The sequence below is a fragment of the Comamonas sp. UBA7840 genome (assembly GCF_002501455.1).
Classification (GTDB): Bacteria; Pseudomonadota; Gammaproteobacteria; order Burkholderiales; family Burkholderiaceae_C; genus Comamonas; species Comamonas jiangduensis.
Map to the genome: position 1 here is coordinate 104,408 of NZ_DLTI01000012.1, position 15,986 is coordinate 120,393.

Annotated in this window: 13 protein-coding genes; 4 read left to right on the plus strand and 9 right to left on the minus strand. The window is 62.0% G+C overall.

Going from position 1 to position 15,986, the window contains the following annotated elements:
• Nucleotides 1–9 precede the first annotated feature (9 nt).
• The 5 genes from mlaE to B3R00_RS02780 all read right to left on the minus strand — a co-directional run bounded on the left by mlaE (nucleotide 10) and on the right by B3R00_RS02780 (nucleotide 4,157).
• A complete protein-coding gene (mlaE, locus tag B3R00_RS02760; protein ID WP_219163711.1) occupies nucleotides 10–786 on the minus strand; it encodes a lipid asymmetry maintenance ABC transporter permease subunit MlaE in 777 nt (258 codons plus the stop codon).
• The gene (locus B3R00_RS02765) at nucleotides 783–1,589 is read right to left on the minus strand and encodes an ABC transporter ATP-binding protein (protein ID WP_219163710.1); all 807 of its coding nucleotides are present in this window, start codon (nucleotides 1,587–1,589) and stop codon (nucleotides 783–785) included. Before B3R00_RS02765 ends, mlaE begins: the two co-directional genes overlap by 4 nt.
• A gap of 213 nt (nucleotides 1,590–1,802) precedes the next feature.
• A complete protein-coding gene (locus tag B3R00_RS02770) occupies nucleotides 1,803–2,579 on the minus strand; it encodes an amino acid ABC transporter ATP-binding protein (RefSeq protein ID WP_286997291.1) in 777 nt (258 codons plus the stop codon).
• Nucleotides 2,560–3,213: an amino acid ABC transporter permease gene (locus B3R00_RS02775; RefSeq protein ID WP_174862947.1), complete on the minus strand. Its 654-nt coding sequence runs from the start codon at nucleotides 3,211–3,213 to the stop codon at nucleotides 2,560–2,562. The genes B3R00_RS02770 and B3R00_RS02775 overlap by 20 nt, the downstream gene beginning before the upstream one ends.
• Before the next feature lie 137 nt (nucleotides 3,214–3,350).
• Nucleotides 3,351–4,157, minus strand: a complete 807-nt coding sequence (locus B3R00_RS02780; RefSeq protein WP_286997293.1) for an amino acid ABC transporter substrate-binding protein — start codon at nucleotides 4,155–4,157, stop codon at nucleotides 3,351–3,353.
• Nucleotides 4,158–4,341: 184 nt separating this feature from the next.
• On the opposite strand from B3R00_RS02780, the gene B3R00_RS02785 reads away from it, so the two are divergent.
• The gene (locus tag B3R00_RS02785; protein WP_286997294.1) at nucleotides 4,342–4,764 is read left to right on the plus strand and encodes a DUF3293 domain-containing protein; all 423 of its coding nucleotides are present in this window, start codon (nucleotides 4,342–4,344) and stop codon (nucleotides 4,762–4,764) included.
• A 214-nt stretch (nucleotides 4,765–4,978) separates the two neighbouring features.
• On the opposite strand, the gene B3R00_RS02790 is transcribed toward B3R00_RS02785, so the two are convergent.
• The 4 genes from B3R00_RS02790 to B3R00_RS02805 all read right to left on the minus strand — a co-directional run bounded on the left by B3R00_RS02790 (nucleotide 4,979) and on the right by B3R00_RS02805 (nucleotide 13,067).
• Complete coding sequence (locus tag B3R00_RS02790) at nucleotides 4,979–6,454, minus strand: glutamate synthase subunit beta (RefSeq protein WP_286997295.1); 1,476 nt, start codon at nucleotides 6,452–6,454, stop codon at nucleotides 4,979–4,981.
• Between the two features lie 78 nt (nucleotides 6,455–6,532).
• Entirely contained in the window at nucleotides 6,533–11,269 is a 4,737-nt protein-coding gene (locus B3R00_RS02795) for a glutamate synthase-related protein (protein ID WP_286997296.1), read from the minus strand.
• 215 nt (nucleotides 11,270–11,484) lie between these two features.
• Nucleotides 11,485–12,189 carry a transposase gene (locus B3R00_RS02800; protein WP_286997298.1) on the minus strand — a complete coding sequence of 235 codons (705 nt, stop codon included), beginning with the start codon at nucleotides 12,187–12,189 and terminating at the stop codon, nucleotides 11,485–11,487.
• Between the two features lie 29 nt (nucleotides 12,190–12,218).
• Nucleotides 12,219–13,067: an IclR family transcriptional regulator gene (locus B3R00_RS02805; RefSeq protein WP_376747642.1), complete on the minus strand. Its 849-nt coding sequence runs from the start codon at nucleotides 13,065–13,067 to the stop codon at nucleotides 12,219–12,221.
• 97 nt (nucleotides 13,068–13,164) lie between these two features.
• Between B3R00_RS02805 and B3R00_RS02810 the strand changes: the two genes are divergently transcribed.
• The 3 genes from B3R00_RS02810 to pcaF all read left to right on the plus strand — a co-directional run bounded on the left by B3R00_RS02810 (nucleotide 13,165) and on the right by pcaF (nucleotide 15,856).
• A complete protein-coding gene (locus B3R00_RS02810) occupies nucleotides 13,165–13,866 on the plus strand; it encodes a 3-oxoacid CoA-transferase subunit A (RefSeq protein WP_174862945.1) in 702 nt (233 codons plus the stop codon).
• A gap of 28 nt (nucleotides 13,867–13,894) precedes the next feature.
• Nucleotides 13,895–14,545 carry a 3-oxoacid CoA-transferase subunit B gene (locus tag B3R00_RS02815; protein WP_286997303.1) on the plus strand — a complete coding sequence of 217 codons (651 nt, stop codon included), beginning with the start codon at nucleotides 13,895–13,897 and terminating at the stop codon, nucleotides 14,543–14,545.
• Between the two features lie 99 nt (nucleotides 14,546–14,644).
• Nucleotides 14,645–15,856: a 3-oxoadipyl-CoA thiolase gene (pcaF, locus tag B3R00_RS02820; protein ID WP_286997305.1), complete on the plus strand. Its 1,212-nt coding sequence runs from the start codon at nucleotides 14,645–14,647 to the stop codon at nucleotides 15,854–15,856.
• The last annotated feature ends 130 nt before the right edge of the window (nucleotides 15,857–15,986 follow it).

A 15,986-nucleotide genomic window follows, 5' to 3' on the forward strand; every position in this document is an offset into this window, starting at 1 on the left:
CTTTGCGCTTCAGATGCTGAACATCGAAGCGGTGAGCAAGAAGTCCAGCGCCAGCACAGCCAGCGAAGCCACGACCACCGTGCGGGTCGTGGCGCGCGAGACGCCTTCGGGCGTGGGTTTGGCGGTATAGCCTTGGTACAGCGCCACAAACGTCACGGCCACACCAAACACCACACTCTTGATGACGCCATTGCCCAGGTCATACCACCAGTCCACACCGGACTGCATCTGGCCCCAGAAAGCACCACCATCCACCCCAATCATCGCCACGCCCACCAGCCAGCCGCCCATCACGCCAACGGCAGAGAACACGGCCGCCAACAGCGGCATGACAATAAAACCTGCCCAAAATCGCGGCGCCAAAATCCGCTTGACGGGGTCGACCGCCATCATCTCCATGGCCGAAAGTTGCTCGCCAGCCTTCATCAGGCCAATTTCCGCCGTCAGTGCCGTGCCCGCACGGCCAGCGAACAGCAGTGCCGTCACCACTGGGCCCAGTTCACGCAGCAAAGACAGCGCCACCAGCAACCCCAAGGCCTCAGCCGATCCGTAGCGCTGCAGCGTGTAATAACCTTGCAGCCCCAGCACAAAACCCACAAACAGGCCCGAGACAGCAATGATGGCCAGCGAATAATTGCCCAGAAAGTGAATCTGATCCTTGAGCAAGTGAAAACGCCCCAAGGTGGCGGGCAGCATGCCCAGCAGGCGCACAAACAATGCACTGGCCTGGCCCACTGCCACCAACTGACGGCGCGTCCACAGCCCTAATGCAGCCACAGCCTTCATGCGCGGCCTCCAAAGTCTTGTTCCAAGCTCGGTGCCGGATAGTGAAAAGGTACGGGCCCATTGGGGCGTGCATGGATAAATTGCTGCACCAAAGCATCGGGGTTGGCCTGCACTTGCTCAGGTGTGCCCTGTGCCGCAATGCCGCCCGCGCCCAAAATCACCACATGGTCAGCCACGTGGAAGGTTTCTTCCAGGTCGTGCGACACCACGACACTGGTCAGCCCCAGTGCATCGTTGAGGGTACGAATCAAGCGCGCAGCCGTGCCCAGTGAGATGGGATCTAAGCCAGCAAATGGCTCGTCGTACATGATGAGCTCCGGGTCCAGCGCAATCGCGCGGGCCAGCGCCACCCGGCGCGCCATACCGCCTGAAATCTGGCTGGGCATCAAGTCACGCGCACCGCGCAAACCCACCGCGTGCAGCTTCATGAGCACGATATCGCGCACCATGGATTCGGGCAGCTGGGTGTGCTCACGCAGCGGGAAGGCCACGTTGTCCAGCACGCTCATGTCCGTAAACAATGCGCCAAACTGAAACAGCATGCCCATGCGTCGGCGCATGGCATACAGCTGCGCGTTTTGCATCTGCCCCACATCTTTGCCATCAAACAGCACCTGACCTTGCTGGGCCTTGATTTGCCCGCCGATCAAGCGCAGCACGGTGGTCTTGCCACCGCCGGAGGCCCCCATCAGTGCGGTGACTTTGCCACGCGGCACCTGCAGGGAGACGTCACGCAAAATGGTGCGATCACCATAGCCAAAGGTGACATTGCGCAGCTCCACTAAAGGTGCAGGGTGACTCATGCGGTGCAAATCTCAAGAAAAAGTGAAAGGCGACATTGTGCAGACAAGCCACATACCTGGCTGCATCGAGGTGCCAACAAACATACATCTCTGTATGTTTCTGAATGCGTGAACGGCGCTCAAAGCTCTAAAAAATATAGCTTTTAACGCTTGCCAGACAAACGTTTCAACGCATTTAGGCACTAAAAAATCACAGCCTAGGTTGCAGTTTTTTTACAACATGTTCTGTAAAAAGGCCCGGGTGCGCTCGTGCTGCGGATTGGCAAAAAAGGCTTCCGCCGCGTTTTCTTCCACGATGTAGCCACCGTCCATAAACACCACGCGGTTGGCCACTTCGCGGGCGAAACCCATTTCATGGGTCACCACCAGCATGGTCATATGCTCGCTGGCCAATTCACGCATGGTGCGCAGCACCTCGCCGGTCAACTCAGGGTCGAGGGCCGAGGTGGGCTCATCAAACAGCAGGATGTCGGGGTCCATCGCCAGCGCGCGCGCAATCGCCACGCGTTGCTTTTGGCCGCCCGACAAGCGGTTGGGGTAAGCATCCCGCTTTTCAGACAAGCCGACTTTTTTCAGCAGCGCCTCGGCCTTGGGCACGATGTCGGCACGCTTCATCTTTTTCACCAGCATCGGCGCTTCAATCAGGTTCTCCAGCACGGTGAGGTGCGGAAACAGATTGAACGACTGGAACACCATGCCCATCTTGTGACCAATCTTGCGGATCTGGGCCTCTGGCACATAGTGCGCCTTGCCGCTGGCATCGTTTTGCGCCAGCACATCGCCCTCCACCACGACGCTGCCGCTGTCAATGGTTTCCAGGTGATTCAGGCAGCGCAAAAAGGTGCTCTTGCCGGAACCCGAAGGGCCAATTACAGCCACCACTTCACCACGCAGCAAATCCAGCGATACACCGCGCAGCACCTCGTTACCGCCAAAGGCCTTGTGGATGCCTTGGGCAGAAATCATCACATCAGGCGTCATACTTGGCATAGCGTTTCTCCAGGTACTGGAAGCCCCAGGTCAACACCAAGGTCATCACTAAATAGAAGCAAGCGGCCACGATGAACGGCGTGGTCGTAAAGTCGCGCTGAACAATACCGCGCGCGGCGCGCAGCAGGTCGTTCAGGGCCAGCACGTAAATCAGCGAGGTGTCCTTGACCAAGGTGATGGTCTCGTTGGACAGCGGCGGCAGGATGCGCGGCCACACCTGGGGAATGACGATGCGGCGCATGGTCTGGGCATAGCTCAGGCCCAGTACCTTGGCGCCTTCGTACTGACCCCGGTCAATCGACTGGATACCCGCACGGAAAATTTCAGCAAAGTACGCGGCGTAGTTCAGCGTGAACGCCACGATGGCGGCGGGGTAGTCGTCAAAGCGAATACCAATCACGGGCACAAACGGCAGCGCGAAGTAAATAAACAGCATCTGCAGCATCAGCGGCGTGCCACGCATCAGCCAGATGTAACCACCCACCAACGCGCGCAGCCCAGCAAAGCGGGACAGACGCAGCAGTGCCAGCACCAGCCCCAGCGGGACAGACAGCACCAGCGTGATCGCAAAGAGTTTGAGCGTCACTACCGCGCCTTGCGACAGTGGCCCCAAAAGAGAAATAACGTAATCCATGAACAGGCCTTTAGCGCGACCGCTTAACGGGTGTCGCAGGCACACCGACGGTGCCCCGGTGCATGGAAAACCCATGCCCACAAAAAACACCGGCGTGGCCAAGGCGGGCCACGCCGGTGTATGGTCAAGCGCGAAGCTTACTTGACAATGTTTTCACCGAACCACTTCTTGGAAATTTCAGCCGCAGCGCCGTCGGCCTTCATGTCCTTGAGCGCCTGGTTGACCTTGCCCAGCAGCTCGGTGTCATCCTTGCGGAAGCCCACGCCGTAGTCTTCGGTGCCGAAGTTGTCTTCCAGCACGGTGTAGGTATCGGCCTTCTTGGCTACGTGAAAGCGCCCCACCACTTCGTCCACCACCACGGCGTCCAGACGGCCGGCTTCCAGGTCCATCAGCGCAGTGATGTTGTCACCGAACTGCTTGAATTCCTTGAAGGTCTTGAAGACTTCTTCTTCCTTCTTCATGGCATCCACGGCAGACGACGATTCCTGCACACCCACAATCTTGCCTGCCAGACCGGCCTTGTCCTTGATGTCAGAGCCAGCCTTGACGATGATGATCTGGCGGTTAGCCATGTAGGGGTCGGTGAAAGCGATGTGCTGCTTGCGCGACTCCAGGATGGTCAGGCCGTTCCACAGCACGTCGATGCGCTTGCCGTTCAGCTCGGCTTCCTTGGCGCTCCAGTCGATCGGCTTGAATTCCACTTCCATGCCCAGGCGCTTGGTGGCTTCACGGGCCATGTCGATGTCAAAGCCGACCAGCTCGTTCTTCTCGTCGCGGAAACCCATGGGAGGGAAGTTGTCATCCAAGCCCACCACGATCTTGGTCACTGCAGCGGGTGCAGGTGCTGCTGCAGGAGCAGCCGAGGTGGCAACAGGTTCAGACTTGCCGCAAGCAGCGAGGATGGCGGTCAGGGCCAGCGATGCGAGAAGGGTGCGTTTTTTCATGGCTTCAAAGTTGAGGTGGAAAAACCGGTGTGGCCCACAGCACCAGCACTACGCGTAAACCCGCACAGCTGTATGCCGCAATGGCCGAATCCGGTATTGTCGCGCAGACAAGCCCCAGTTGCTACCTGTGTGGGCCATAACCACGCATGCAAGCCACATGCCTGTGCCTTGGAGACACCTTTTGATGGCCGATACCGTTCTACCCGAGCCCCTGCTGCACGCCTACCGCGCCACCCACTACCGCGTTCAACCCTACGACTGGTTTTTACAACTGGGGCAAACCCAGCCTGCGTTGGCGGCCTTCTACCAGCGCCACGCCGTGCGCTGCGCCACCTACCTGACAGCTTGCAATCCGCTGGGAGAGTTGCTGCCCGATCACCTGAATGCACGCCGCATGGCCCAGCTGCGCGCCGCCTTGCAGCGCGCGGGCTGGTCGTGGCTGGACGGGCGCGGCCACGACCCCGAAGGCCACTGGCCCGGTGAAGACAGTGTGCTGGTGTGGGGCATGAGCGAGAGCAACGCCCGCGCCTGGGGGCAGCAATGGAACCAGAACGCCGTGGTGTATTGCGGCGCAGACATGGTGCCGCAGCTGATGCTGCTGCGCTGACCGTGTTGGCGCAGGCAACAATAATCAAAAACAATAGCTTTTAGCGCTAACCAATTAATACTTTCAGGCCTTAAAGCATTGGAAGTTGCTGATTTAAAAGCGCTGACAGCTCACTTTTTATTACAACACTGACTGTCCCCGTCTGCCTTTGCCCATCAAAAAGGGCGCCCGAAGGCGCCCAGCACATTGGCAACGATGAAAACCTCTGCAGCGATCAGCGTGGCAAGGTGGTTGCCCCCATCAGGAACTCGTCCACCGCGCGGGCAGCCTGGCGGCCTTCGCGGATGGCCCAGACCACCAAGGACTGGCCGCGGCGGATGTCACCGGCCGCAAACAGCTTGGGCACGCTCGTGGCGTAGCCGCCGACCAGATCGGTCGAAGCCTTGACATTGCCACGCGCATCCTTGTCCACGCCAAAGGCATCCAGCACGGTCTGCACGGGCGAGACGAAGCCCATGGCCAGGAACACCAGGTCGGCCTTGAGGATCTGCTCGGAACCGGGCACTTCCGTCATCTTGCCGTCCTTCCATTCCAGGCGCACGGTCTTCACGGCGGTCAGCTGGCCCTTTTCGCCAATGAACTCCTTGGTGCCGATGGCGAACTCGCGCTCACAACCTTCCTGGTGGCTGGAGCTGGTGCGCATCTTCAGCGGCCAGTAGGGCCAGACCAGGGGCTTGTTCTCCTGCTCGGGCGGCATGGGCATCAGCTCCAGCTGGGTCACGCTGAGCGCGCCATGGCGGTTGGAGGTGCCCACGCAGTCGGAGCCGGTGTCACCACCGCCGATGACCACCACGTGCTTGCCGTCGGCGCGGATCTGGTTCTTCAGCTTGCCGTCGCGCGTCACCTTGTTCTGCTGGGGCAGGAACTCCATGGCGAAGTGCACGCCCTTGAGGTCCCGACCGGGCACGGGCAGGTCGCGCGACTGCTCGGCACCGCCGGTCAGCAGCACGGCGTCGAACTCGGCCATCAGCGCCTCGGGGGCGATGGTTTCCTTGGCCCAGTTGGTGACCTTGCTGTCCGCACCCAGACCATCCTTGCCCGCCACCAGCACGCCGGTGCGGATCTTCAGGCCCTCGGTCACCAGTTGCTCGACGCGGCGGTCGATGTTGGCCTTGTCCAGCTTGAAGTCGGGGATGCCGTAGCGCAGCAGGCCGCCGACCTGGTCGTTCTTCTCGAACAGGGTCACGTCGTGGCCGGCGCGCACCAGCTGCTGGGCCGCCGCCAGGCCCGCGGGGCCGGCGCCGACCACGGCCACCTTCTTGCCGCTCTGGGCCTTGGGCAGCTGGGGCTTGACCCAGCCTTCTTCCCAGGCTCGGTCGATGATGGCGTGCTCGATCGACTTGATGCCGATGGGCTTGTTGTTGATGTTCACCACACAGGCCGCCTCGCAGGGTGCGGGGCAGATGCGGCCGGTGAACTCGGGGAAGTTGTTGGTGCTGTGCAGCACCTTGATCGCGTTCTCCCAGTCACCGCGGTACACCAGATCATTGAAGTCCGGAATGATGTTGTTGACAGGGCAGCCGTTGTTGCAAAACGGTGTGCCGCAGTCCATGCAGCGCGCGCCCTGGATCTTGGCCTGTTCTGAGGTCAAGGCGATGACGAACTCTTTGTAGTTCTTCACGCGCTCGGCCACGGGCAGGTAGCCTTCTTCGATGCGTTCGTATTCCAGAAAACCGGTGGTCTTTCCCATGATGTCTATTCCTTCAATCTGTGTTCGCTTAAGCAGTGCCGGTGGCGGGCGGGGCCGCGCCACCGTTTCAGGCTGTGATTACTTCGCGGCTACTGCTTCTTTTTGAGGAGCTGCTGGCGCTTGCGCTGCTTGCTTTTCCTTTTGTTTGCGTTCATAGATTTCGCCCAGAGCTCGCTGGTACTCGGTCGGGAACACCTTCACGAACTTGGCACGCGCGGCGCCCCAGTTGTCCAGCAGGTCGCGGGCACGCTGGGAACCGGTCCAGCGGCTGTGCGCCTCCACCAGGGCACGCAACTGCTGGTCGTCGCTCTGGTCGTGGTGCCAGATGCCGCGCGGCACGGTGGCCAGGAACTCCTCGTGGGGCAGCACCTTCTCCAGCTTCACGCTGGCGGTGTTGCAACGCTCGGCAAACTTGCCGTCTTCGTCGTACACATAGGCCGCGCCGCCGCTCATGCCCGCCGCGAAGTTACGGCCGGTCTTGCCCAGCACCACCACGGTGCCACCGGTCATGTATTCGCAGCCGTGGTCGCCCACGCCTTCGACCACCGCCGTGGCGCCCGACAGGCGCACGGCAAAGCGCTCGCCAGCCACGCCGCTGAAGAAGGCCTCGCCCCGGGTGGCACCGAACATCACGGTGTTGCCGACGATGGTGTTGGCCGTGGACACGCCACGGAACTCATGGCTGGGGCGCACGATCACGCGGCCGCCCGACAGGCCCTTGCCGGTGTAGTCGTTGGCTTCGCCGGTGATGTTCAGCGTGATGCCCTTGCACAGGAAGGCGCCGAACGACTGGCCACCCGTGCCTTCGAAGTGGATGCGGATGGTGTCATCCGGCAGGCCCTCGGGGTGCACCTTGGTGACCGCGCCGGACAGCATGGCGCCGACGGAGCGGTTCACGTTCTTGGCCACTTCCATGATGCGCACCTTCTCGCCATGCTGGATGGCGGGCTGGCAGCGCTCGATCAGCTTCACGTCCAGCGCCTTGTCCAGCAGGTGGTCCTGCTTGTCGACGTGGAAGCGCGCCACATCGGCCGGCACGACCGGCTGGGCGAACAGGCGGCTGAAGTCCAGGCCCTGGGCCTTCCAGTGCTCCACGCCCTTGCGGGTGTCCAGCAGGTCGGTGCGGCCGATCAGCTCGTCGAACTTGCGGATGCCCAGCTGGGCCATGATCTGACGGACTTCTTCAGCGATGAAGAAGAAGTAGTTCACGACATGCTCGGGCTTGCCGGTGAACTTCTTGCGCAGCACGGGGTCCTGCGTGGCCACGCCCACGGGGCAGGTGTTCAGATGGCACTTGCGCATCATGATGCAGCCCTCGACCACCAGCGGTGCGGTCGCAAAGCCGAATTCGTCCGCGCCCAGCAGCGCGCCGATCACCACGTCACGGCCGGTCTTCATCTGGCCGTCGGCCTGCACGCGGATACGGCCGCGCAGGCGGTTCAGCACCAGGGTCTGCTGGGTTTCGGCCAGGCCGATTTCCCAGGGACCGCCGGCATGCTTGATGGACGACAGGGGCGAAGCGCCCGTGCCGCCGTCATGGCCGGCGATCACCACGTGGTCGCTCTTGCACTTGGCCACGCCGGCCGCAATCGTACCCACACCGACTTCGGACACCAGCTTCACCGAGATGTCGGCGTGCGGGGCCACGTTCTTCAGGTCGTGGATCAGCTGGGCCAGGTCCTCGATCGAGTAGATGTCGTGGTGGGGCGGGGGCGAAATCAGACCCACGCCGGGCACCGAGTAACGCTGCATGCCGATGTAGTCGGTCACCTTGCCGCCAGGCAGCTGGCCACCTTCACCGGGCTTGGCGCCCTGGGCCATCTTGATCTGGATCTGGTCGGAGGACACCAGGTACTCGGCGGTCACCCCGAAGCGGCCGGACGCCACCTGCTTGATGCGCGAGCGCAGGCTGTCACCGTCGCGCAGCACGATGTCGGACTCGACCTGCTCCTTGCCGATGATGGAGGCCAGGGACTCTCCCTGCTGGATCGGGATGCCCTTGAGCTCGTTGCGGTAGCGCTTGGGGTCTTCGCCGCCTTCGCCAGTGTTGCTCTTGCCGCCGATGCGGTTCATGGCCACGGCCAGCGTGGCATGGGCTTCGGTGGAGATCGAACCCAGCGACATGGCGCCGGTGGCGAAGCGCCTGACGATCTCGGCCGCGGGCTCCACCTCGTCCACCGAGATGGCAGTGGCCGGGTCGCTCTTGAACTCGAACAGGCCGCGCAGCGTCATGTGCTGCTTGCTCTGGTCGTTGATCAGCTGCGCGTATTCCTTGTAGGTGCTGAAGTTGTTCGAACGGGTCGAGTGCTGCAGCTTGGCGATCGCGTCGGGCGTCCACATGTGGGCTTCGCCACGGGCACGCCAGGCGTATTCGCCGCCGGCGTCCAGCATGGTTTCCAGCACCGGGTCGTCGTTGAAGGCGTTGACGTGGTTGCGGATGGTTTCTTCCGCGATCTCGAACACGCCGATGCCTTCCACGCGGCTGGCGGTGCCAGTGAAGTACTTGTCCACGGTGGCGCTGTTCAGGCCCACGGCCTCGAACAGCTGCGCGCCGCAGTAGGACATGTAGGTGGACACGCCCATCTTGGACATGATCTTGGACAGGCCCTTGCCGATCGCCTTGACGTAGTGGTAGATGGCCTTCTTGGCATCCACACCGCCCACGGGCTGCTGGTACATGTCGGCCAGGGTTTCCATGGCCAAGTAGGGGTGCACGGCTTCGGCGCCGTAACCCGCCAGCACGGCGAAGTGGTGGATTTCACGGGCCGTGCCGGTTTCCACCACCAGGCCGGTGGTGGTGCGCAGGCCTTCGCGCACCAGGTGCTGGTGGATGGCAGACAGGGCCAGCAGCGCGGGGATGGCCACCTGGGTGGCGCTGACGTTGCGGTCGCTGACGATCAGGATGTTGGCGCCGCCCTTGATCTCGTCCACGGCCTGCGCGCACAGCGAGGCCAGCTTGGCTTCCACGCCTTCACGACCCCAGCTCAGCGGGTAGGTGATGTCGATGGTCGCGCTCTTGAACTTGCCGTGGGTGTGCCGCTCAATCTCACGCAGCTTGGCCATGCCCTCGAAGTCGAGGATGGGCTGCTGCAGCTCGAGGCGCATCGGTGGGTTGACCTGGTTGATGTCCAGCAGGTTGGGCTTGGGGCCCACGAAAGACACCAGCGACATCACGATGGCTTCGCGGATGGGGTCGATCGGCGGGTTGGTCACCTGCGCGAACATCTGGCGGAAGTAGTTGTACAGCGGCTTGTTCTTGTCCGACAACACGGCCAGCGGGCTGTCGTTGCCCATGGAACCCACGCCTTCCTCGCCGTTCTTGGCCATCGGCTCCAGGATGAACTTGATGTCTTCCTGGGTGAAGCCGAAGGCCTGCTGGCGCTCCAGCAGGGGCAGCTCGGCCGCCTTCGCGGGGGCCACGAAGTCAGCGGGCACTTCCACCTGATCCAGCTTGATGCGCAGGTTTTCGATCCACTGCTTGTAGGGCTTGGTGTTGACGATGTTGGCCTTGAGCTCATCGTCCTCGATCATGCGACCCTGCTCCAGGTCGATCAGCAGCATCTTGCCGGGCTGCAGGCGCCACTTGCGCACGATCTTGCTGTCCGGCACGGGCAGCACGCCGGCTTCGGAGGCCAGGATCACCAGATCGTCTTCGGTCACGACGTAGCGCGAGGGGCGCAGGCCGTTGCGGTCCAGCGTGGCGCCGATCTGGCGGCCATCGGTGAACACGATGGAGGCGGGACCGTCCCAGGGTTCCATCATCGCGGCGTGGTACTCATAGAAGGCGCGGCGGCGCTCGTCCATGGCCTCGTGCTGCTCCCAGGGCTCGGGGATCATCATCATCACGGCCTGGCTGATGGGGTAGCCCGCCATCGTCAGCAGTTCCAGGCAGTTGTCGAAGGTGGCCGTGTCGGACTGGCCGGCAAAGCTGATGGGGTAGAGCTTCTTCAGGTCGTCGGCCAGCACGGGCGAGGCCATCACGCCTTCGCGCGCCACCATCCAGTTGTAATTGCCGCGCACGGTGTTGATTTCACCGTTGTGGGCCACATAGCGGTAGGGGTGGGCCAGGGGCCACTCGGGGAAGGTGTTGGTGGAGAAGCGCTGGTGCACCAGGCCGATGGCCGAGACGCAGCGCTGGTCGGCCAGATCCTTGTAGTACACGCCCACCTGGTCGGCCAGCAGCAAGCCCTTGTACACCACGGTACGGCTGCTCATGCTGGGCACGTAGTATTCCTTGCTGTGCTTCAGGCCCAGGTTCTGGATGGCCGCGCTGGCGGTCTTGCGGATCACATACAGCTTACGCTCCAGCGCGTCCTGCACGATCACATCGTTGCCACGGCCGATGAACACCTGGCGCAGGATGGGTTCCTTTTCGCGCACGGTGGGCGACATGGGCATATCGCGGTTCACGGGCACATCGCGCCAGCCCAGCAGCACCTGGCCTTCGGCCTTGATGGCGCGCTCCATCTCCTGCTGGCAGGCCAGACGGGAGGCGTGTTCCTTGGGCAGGAACACCATGCCCACGCCGTATTCGCCGGCGGGGGGCAGCTCCACACCCTGCTTGGCCATCTCTTCGCGGTAGAGCTGGTCGGGAATCTGGATCAGGATGCCTGCGCCATCGCCCATCAGCGGGTCGGCACCCACGGCGCCACGGTGGTCGATGTTCTCGAGGATCTTCAGCGCGCCCAGCACGATGTCGTGGCGCTTTTCACCCTTGATGTGGGCGACAAAGCCCAAACCGCAGGCATCGTGTTCATTGCTCTTGGCGTACAAGCCGTGTTCTTGGAGATGTGCAATTTCTGCAGCCGTAGTCATGGCGCTCATCCTCTAATTTCTATCGCAGGGACTCGCAGATTACGATCAAGCATCAACCTATGCAAGAAAATTTAATTAGGGTCAGATACTTAATTATTTGCACCAAATTTAATCAAACCATTAATTGGGGACATATATAAAAACACTAATAAAATCAAATAACTTTAAAAATCAACCAAAAATAAGCACCAAATCGGTGCTGGAGTCCTGGAGCTTTATTCGGCTTTTTCGCCCTGCGCGCGTGCAGGGCGCCCGGCTTTTTGGCGTTGCAAACGGCGCTCGGTACCGCTTTTCAGCCCTTCGATAAAGCCCTCCGAGCCCAGCACCCACCCTTTGAGTGCGGCCCCCAGCACCACTTCTTGCAGGTCGGCGCTGGCACCACGGTCTAGCATCGTGGCGTAAGCCGCTTCCCGCGCAAAAGGGGTGTCGCCCAAACGCCAGTACGCCGGGTGCAGGCGCACCATGCCATCCACCTGTGCGCCCGCGTTGTGGCGTGCGCTGCTCCAGCCGTAATCTACGGCACGCCCTGTCAGGCCGTGCACTACGGCCTGGTGCTCCAGCACCACCATCGCAGGCAGCAGCCAGGCTTGCGCCTCCAGCACCGTGGCGCGATAGCGCCCTTCCCACAGCGTGCCGCTGCGCCCGTGGCGGTTGTTAAAGGTGCGCACATAGGTGCGCCCGACCGACTGCATGAACTGTGGCAGGCTCTGTGCCGTCTGCGGTGTCAGCAACAGATGCACCTGGTTGGGCAACAAGATAAAAGCGTGAATCTCTACGCCAAAGCGCCGCCCCATTTCGCGCAGCAAATCTTTCATGGTGGCGTAGTCCTGCCCATCCACAAAAATGGCTTGCAAGTTGTTGCCACGCTGCACCACATAGTGCGGCTGGCCGGGAATGGTCAAGCGGGGAAGGCGGGCCATGGAGACATGTTCAAGGGCGGAATGCGCAATTATCGGCGCGCCGTGCGCAGCAGTTGCGACACCCCCTGCGCTGTGCGCAGCAAGGGCGGCACAATGCGCGCCTGCATTTCTTCGGCATTGGTGCGGTTGGCTTGGCCAGACACATTGATGGCCGCCACCACCTGCCCTTGCGCGTTAAACAGCGGCGCTGCCACTGAGATCAAGCCCTCTTCCAGCTCTTGGTTGATCAGCGCCCAGCCTTGGCTGCGCACCTGCGCAATCGCTTGCAGCAGCGCCTCGTCTTCCAGCAGGGTGTAGCGCGTGAAAGCCTCACGCGGGCACATGGCCATCAGCGCCTGCAATTTATCGTCCGGTAACCCTGCCAGCAGCACCCGGCCCATGGAGGTCCAGAACGCGGGCAAACGCGAACCTAAACCCAAGTTGGTGCTCATGATTTTGTGCGTATGCACACGGGCCACATACACCACATCCAAGCCGTCCAGCACCGCCGCAGAGCACGACTCCTGCACCGAATCGGCCAGCGTTTCCATCAGCGGGGTGGCCAGATTCCACAGGGGCTGCGAGCTCAGATAGGCAAAGCCCAAATCCAGAATACGCGGCGTCAGCGCAAAGTATTTGCCATCCCCTTCCACATAGCCCAGCGTTTGCAGCGTCAACAAAATGCGCCGTGCCCCCGCGCGGGTCAGTCCGGTGCGGCTGGCCACTTCACTCAGCGTTTGCGAGGGAGCATCTGCACTGAAAGATCGAATCACCTCCAAGCCGCGCGCGAATGACTGCACATAACTGTCGCCGGGCTTGTTTTCTGTCGATGGCTGCCCTTCTGCTTCGGGGCTCGGGGTTTTCCCTGATGTGGTTTCTACAGCTGATTTTTTTGCGATCCCATTCATATAATTCTCTCAGCGAACATTTGTTCTTATAGCGAACATTTTAGCAAGGCCTTTTGCTTTGCAACAAGTCCCGCAGGAAAGCAAACGCATGATCAACAAAATCACCGACACGGTTGCACAAGCCTTGTCCGGTATTCAAGACGGCGCCACCGTACTCATCGGTGGCTTTGGCACTTCCGGCAACCCGGTGGAACTCATTGACGGCCTGATCGCCCACGGCGCACGCGACCTGACGATTGTGAACAACAACGCGGGCAATGGCGAATCCGGTCTGGCCGCCTTGCTCAAGAGCGGTCAGGTGCGCAAGATCATCTGCAGCTTCCCACGCCAGGTCGACAGCTGGGTGTTTGACGAGCTGTACCGCAGCGGCAAGATCGAGCTGGAGCTGGTGCCCCAGGGCAATCTGGCCGAGCGCATGCGCGCCGCAGGCGCTGGCATTGGCGCGTTCTTCTGCCCCACGGCCTACGGCACGGAATTGGCGGAAGGCAAGGAAACCCGCGAAATCAACGGCAAGCACTATGTGCTGGAGTACCCCATCTACGGCGACGTGGCCCTCATCAAGGCCGAGCAAGGCGACCGCTGGGGCAACCTGACCTACCGCAAATCGGCGCGCAACTTTGGCCCCGTGATGGCCACCGCGGCCAAGTTCACCGTAGCCACCGTGCACGAAGTGGTGGAACTGGGCCAGCTGGATCCCGAAGCCATCGTCACCCCCGGCATCTATGTCAGCAAGGTGGTGCCGATTGAACGTGTTGCCACGCAAGCTGGCGGCTTTAAGAAATCTGCCTAAAAACAGTTCAAGCGCAGGAGTATCAAGCGTGAGCAGCTATCAAAAGCGTACCAAAGACGAACTGGCACAACGCATTGCCCAAGACATTCCCGACGGCTCCTATGTGAACCTCGGCATTGGCATGCCCACCAAGGTGGCCAACCACATTCCCGCTGACCGCGAAATCGTGCTGCAGTCGGAAAACGGCATTCTGGGCATGGGCCCCGCCCCCGAAGCCGGCCAGGAAGACTACGACCTGACCAACGCCGGCAAGCAGCCCGTGACGCTGCTGCCCGGTGGCAGCTATTTCCACCACGCCGACAGCTTTGCCATGATGCGCGGCGGCCACCTGGACATTTGCGTGCTGGGCGCCTTCCAGGTATCGGCCACGGGCGATCTGGCCAACTGGAGCACGGGTGAGCCCGGCGCCATCCCCGCAGTGGGCGGCGCCATGGACTTGGCCGTGGGCGCCAAGAGCACCTGGGTGATGATGGATTTGATGACCAAGACCGGCGAATGCAAGGTCGTAAAGCAGTGCAGCTACCCGCTGACCGGCTTGGCCTGCGTCAAACGCATCTACACCGAGTTGTGCACCTTGGAGTGCACGCCCCAGGGTCTGCGCCTGATCGACATCGTGGATGGCCTGAGCCATGCCGAGCTGGAAAGCATGGTCGGTCTGCCCATCGCCACCGCACTGTAAATATCAATGAAATATGGCTCTAGCGCTTATGCATGAAGCGCCAGCAGCTCCTCTTTTTAAAACGCTGGGTATCTGCCCAGCGCGACCCGGAGACACACCATGAGCACTGCACCCGAAGCTTTCATCTGCGACGCCATCCGCACCCCCTTTGGCCGCTACGGCGGCGCGCTGTCCAGCGTGCGCGCGGACGACCTGGGCGCGCTGCCCATCAAGGCCCTGATGGAGCGCAACCCCGGCGTGGACTGGGCCGCTGTGGATGATGTGCTGTACGGCAACGCCAACCAAGCCGGTGAAGACAACCGCAACGTGGCCCGCATGTCCAGCCTGCTGGCCGGCCTGCCGATTGACGTGCCCGGTGCCACCATCAACCGCCTGTGCGGCTCGGGTCTGGACGCCGTCGGCTCCGCCGCGCGCGCCATCAAATCCGGTGAAGCGCGCCTGATGATTGCCGGCGGTGTGGAATCCATGAGCCGCGCCCCGTTTGTCATGCCCAAGGCCGAAACCGCCTTCAGCCGCAACAACGCGGTGTACGACACCACCATCGGCTGGCGCTTTGTGAACAAGCTGATGAAGCAGCAGTACGGCGTGGACTCCATGCCCGAAACGGCCGAGAACGTGGCCGACGACTTCAAGATCGAGCGCGAAGCGCAAGACCGCATGGCACTGGCTTCCCAGCAAAAGGCGGCGGCTGCGATTGCGGCCGGTTATTTGGCCAAGGAAATCGTCAACGTCACCATCCCTCAAAAGAAGGGTGACGCGATTGTGGTGAGCCAAGACGAGCACCCCCGTGCCACCACCATCGAGGCACTGGCCAAGCTCAAAGGTGTGGTACGCCCTGACGGCACCGTGACCGCTGGCAATGCTTCTGGCGTGAACGACGGCGCCTGCGCCCTGCTGCTGGCCAATGCCGAAGCCGCCCAGCAGTACAACCTGGTGCCCCGCGCCCGCGTGGTGGGCATGGCGACTGCCGGTGTGGCGCCCCGCATCATGGGCTTTGGCCCGGCACCCGCCGTACGCAAGGTGCTGGCCCAGACCGGCCTGAGCCTGGCCGACATGGACGTGATCGAGCTGAACGAAGCCTTTGCCGCCCAAGGCCTGGCCGTGCTGCGCGACCTGGGCATTGCCGACAACGACCCGCGCGTGAACCAGTGGGGCGGCGCCATCGCTCTGGGCCACCCCTTGGGTGCCTCGGGTGCGCGCCTGGCCACCACGGCCGTGAACCAGCTGCACACGCTGGGTGGCCGCTACGCGCTGTGCACCATGTGCATCGGCGTGGGCCAGGGCATTGCCGTGATCCTCGAAAAGGTCTGAAAACCTTTTCACCAGCAGGTGTAGGGGCCCAGGCCTCTACCTACTTCGCTGCCTCGGATGGCCGTGCCACGCATGCCCGGCCACCAACACACCCCGGACTCCTACAACGCGCACCTGCAGGGTGTGCACG

What these genes read in the sequence shown, in the direction of transcription:
- mlaE (WP_219163711.1), bottom strand. Translation starts at nt 786, where the DNA reads ATGAAGGCTGTGGCTGCATTAGGGCTGTGGACGCGCCGTCAGTTGGTG.
- B3R00_RS02765 (WP_219163710.1), bottom strand. Translation starts at nt 1,589, where the DNA reads ATGAGTCACCCTGCACCTTTAGTGGAGCTGCGCAATGTCACCTTTGGC.
- B3R00_RS02770 (WP_286997291.1), bottom strand. Translation starts at nt 2,579, where the DNA reads ATGCCAAGTATGACGCCTGATGTGATGATTTCTGCCCAAGGCATCCAC.
- B3R00_RS02775 (WP_174862947.1), bottom strand. Translation starts at nt 3,213, where the DNA reads ATGGATTACGTTATTTCTCTTTTGGGGCCACTGTCGCAAGGCGCGGTA.
- B3R00_RS02780 (WP_286997293.1), bottom strand. Translation starts at nt 4,157, where the DNA reads ATGAAAAAACGCACCCTTCTCGCATCGCTGGCCCTGACCGCCATCCTC.
- B3R00_RS02785 (WP_286997294.1), top strand. Translation starts at nt 4,342, where the DNA reads ATGGCCGATACCGTTCTACCCGAGCCCCTGCTGCACGCCTACCGCGCC.
- B3R00_RS02790 (WP_286997295.1), bottom strand. Translation starts at nt 6,454, where the DNA reads ATGGGAAAGACCACCGGTTTTCTGGAATACGAACGCATCGAAGAAGGC.
- B3R00_RS02795 (WP_286997296.1), bottom strand. Translation starts at nt 11,269, where the DNA reads ATGACTACGGCTGCAGAAATTGCACATCTCCAAGAACACGGCTTGTAC.
- B3R00_RS02800 (WP_286997298.1), bottom strand. Translation starts at nt 12,189, where the DNA reads ATGGCCCGCCTTCCCCGCTTGACCATTCCCGGCCAGCCGCACTATGTG.
- B3R00_RS02810 (WP_174862945.1), top strand. Translation starts at nt 13,165, where the DNA reads ATGATCAACAAAATCACCGACACGGTTGCACAAGCCTTGTCCGGTATT.
- pcaF (WP_286997305.1), top strand. Translation starts at nt 14,645, where the DNA reads ATGAGCACTGCACCCGAAGCTTTCATCTGCGACGCCATCCGCACCCCC.